This is a genomic window from Lentilactobacillus sp. TOM.63 (assembly GCF_030361045.1).
GTDB classification, from domain to species: domain Bacteria; phylum Bacillota; class Bacilli; order Lactobacillales; family Lactobacillaceae; genus Lentilactobacillus; species Lentilactobacillus dabitei.
This window is the reverse complement of record NZ_JAUCAP010000139.1, coordinates 1-3106: the sequence shown is the minus strand read 5'-3', so window position 1 is coordinate 3106 and position 3106 is coordinate 1. Positions and strand designations below refer to the sequence as shown.

General features: G+C 47.8%; 3 protein-coding genes. All 3 read right to left on the bottom strand.

What is annotated here, in order from left to right:
* Positions 1-302: 302 nt before the first annotated feature.
* The 3 genes from epsC to QUF07_RS13575 are packed head-to-tail and all read right to left on the bottom strand — an operon-like array spanning position 303 to position 2957.
* A complete protein-coding gene (gene epsC, locus QUF07_RS13585) occupies positions 303-854 on the bottom strand; it encodes a serine O-acetyltransferase EpsC (RefSeq protein ID WP_289427967.1) in 552 nt (183 codons plus the stop codon).
* Positions 820-2004, bottom strand: a complete 1185-nt coding sequence (locus QUF07_RS13580) for a trans-sulfuration enzyme family protein (protein ID WP_195753511.1) — start codon at positions 2002-2004, stop codon at positions 820-822. Before QUF07_RS13580 ends, epsC begins: the two co-directional genes overlap by 35 nt.
* A 41-nt stretch (positions 2005-2045) precedes the next feature.
* Positions 2046-2957, bottom strand: a complete 912-nt coding sequence (locus QUF07_RS13575) for a PLP-dependent cysteine synthase family protein (RefSeq protein WP_014919551.1) — start codon at positions 2955-2957, stop codon at positions 2046-2048.
* Between the last annotated feature and the right edge of the window lie 149 nt (positions 2958-3106).

Sequence of the window (3106 nt, the reverse complement as noted above, 5' to 3'; positions counted from 1 at the left end):
GTCATTTTCAGAATGCCTCCGGATCACTTATATGTAACTAATAATAATCCAACTTTCAACCGAATACAATAGGGTAGGCCCTAGTTAAGCATCGTGCTATCAACAGACGCAAAGGGCCCGCTCATAGGGTGATGGGCAGGCCAATTACGCATATTTTACCGAGATAAATTTTGTACACTTAGGTGTACGATGTATATTATAAGCGGCTTGGTTAATCAATAAAATCTCTTCCGTTGAGAAGAGACTTTATCCGCTAACAATATTTTCGGCAAAGTAGCTTAATTGAAGTTACCTCCTTAAGTTTATCTTGGTAACTGATGATTAAAGGAAACGGAAACGACTTTTGAAATCGGATGTGGGGCAATCGTAGCCGGATTGCCAACGATGGTCAAATGGCTAGGAACATTTACCAGCACAACGGCACCGGCGCCAACCTTGCTGTATGGCCCAATCTCGATTGGCCCCAGTATCTGGGCATTGGCGCCAATGAAAGCACCCTTTCTGACGTGAGGGTGGCGCCGGCCCTTATCCGTCATACGCCGCGTGCCAAATGTCACACCATGAAGAATGGTGACGTCGTCTTCGATGATGGCGGTTGCGCCAATAACAGTTCCCACCCCGTGATCGATGAAAACGCGTTTGCCGATGGTTGCTTCGGGGGCAATTGTAATTCCAGTAACTTTAGCGGCGTGTTGGCTAATTAAGCCAGCTATGACGAATCGTTGATGACTGGCAAAGAAGTGAGCAATCCGATACCAGAACAGTGCCCGAACCCCGGGATACGTTAGAATCACCTGAAGCAGACTATGAGCGGCCGGATCACGCTTGAGAATGGACCTTGCTGTTTGAAACATCTTGATGGCTTCCCTTTAGTTGATCGAATCCACGTTCCAGGTCGGCTAATAGGTCTTTTTGATCCTCAACGCCGACTGACAGGCGGATTAGTTCGTCCTTGATGCCGTTTTTAAGCCGGATGTCACGGGGGATTGAACCGTGAGTCATCAAGGCTGGAATTTCGATGAGACTTTCAAGAGCGCCCAGACTTTCGGCCAGGGTGATAACTTGGAGTTGTTCGACAAATTGTTTGGGATCCAGACCGGCTTGTAATTCGAACGAGATCATTGCGCCAAATCCGTGCATCTGTTTCTGAGCAACTTCGTAATCCGGATTGTTAGGATCGCCAGGATAGTAAATTTTGCTGACCAGCGGCTGATTTTTCAAATAATTGAAGATTGCTTCCGCATTGGCCAAATGAGCCCGCATTCTAAGTGAGAGGGTCTTCATTCCCCGTTGCAATAACCAGCTCTCCTGGGGTGCCAAGATGCCGCCGATGGCATTTTGCAGGTACCCAATTTTTTCGCCAAGGGCTTGATCCTTAGTGACTACCAGGCCGGCAACCAGATCACTATGGCCACCAAGGTACTTAGAAGCACTGTGCAAAACGATATCCACGCCAAGGTCTAAGGGCCGTTGAACGTATGGCGATGAGAAAGTGTTGTCGATAATGCTTAAAATACCACGGTCCTTAGCAATTTTAGCGACGGCAGCGATATCGGTTACCCGCAGCAGTGGATTGGTCGGGGTTTCCAAATAAATGGCCTTTGTAGCGGGGGTGATGGCGGCTTTAACGGCTTGCAGGTCGCGGGTATCAACGACGGTAAACGTCATGCCGAATCGTTTTAAAACCGCGTCAATCAAGCGGAAAGTCCCACCGTAGACGTCATTGCCAATGACGAAATGATCGCCGGCAGAAAATAGTGAGAACACCGTATCGATGGCCGCCGAACCGGAAGCAAACGCAAAGCCAGCGGTGCCGTCTTCCAAATCGGCAATTAATTTTTCAACCGCTTCCCGGGTGGGGTTACCCGAACGGGAATATTCGTATTCGTTTTCACCAATCTTCTGTTGATGAAAGGTGGATGCCATATAGATTGGGACTGATGTTGCGCCTGTGTATTTGTCTTCGCTGATGCCACCGTGAATTAATTTTGTATCAAATTCCATAATCATTGACCTCACTTTTTTAGTTGTTAGATTTAAGTTGATTAGTTGTAAATGTTTTCACTCATGTAACGCTCGCTGCTGTCTGGAAAAACCGTGACGATTGAACTGTTTTCTGGCAATTCATTGGCTACTTTAAGACTAGCTGCTAACGCGGCCCCGCTGGAACTGCCAATGAAGAGCCCTTGTGTTTTGGCCATTTGTTTAACCTGATCAAACGCGTCGTTGTCAGAAATGGTGAGGGTTTCATCAATTTGGACGTCTTTGAAGAAGGGCGGAATAAATTCGACACCAATCCCTTCCGTTTTGTGGGGATGAGCCGGGCCACCATTTAGAATGGAGCCTTCGGGTTCAACGACGACGGTCCGGGTTGCTGAATTCTGTTCTTTCAGATATCGGGCGATGCCGGCAAATGTCCCGCCACTGCCCGCGCCAGCAACGAACGCGTTAATTTGAGCAGGGACGTCTGCTACTAACTCCGGCGCCAAGGTGTGGTAATAAGTCGCTGGATTAGCCGGATTTTCAAACTGCATCGGCACAAAACTGTTTGGGGTCTTCGCTGCCAACTCGCGCGCTTTTTGGATGGCGCCTTTGATTCCTTGGTCGCTCGGCGTGTTGATGAGAGTCGCCCCGAGAGCCTTCATCAGCTGTTGTTTTTCAAAACTAAACTTTTCAGGGACGACGAGGATAGTTGGCAAGCGGTGCTGTTGGGCGGCCAGGGCCACCCCAATGCCGGTATTGCCGGCGGTGGGTTCAATAATGGTGGTTTTTCCTTCAGTCACTTTACCGTGGTCGATGGCGTCTTGAATCATGTACTGACCCAAGCGGTCCTTGATGCTGCCGCCGGGATTAAACATTTCAAGTTTGGCGTAAATATGACTGTGGTGAGGAACGTTAATTTGTAGGTCGATCATCGGGGTATGGCCGATGAGTTGGGAAACGGATTGAATAAGCATGGTAAGATCCTTTCTGAATAGTTGTTTTAACTGTTAGACTGCGATTCAGGAAAGATGATCTTTGGCGATGTTAAATGGTTCTACAATATCTGTTGTTGGTAATAGATTTTATCTATTACTGATGACAGATTTTTTGTTTCTCGTTAGAA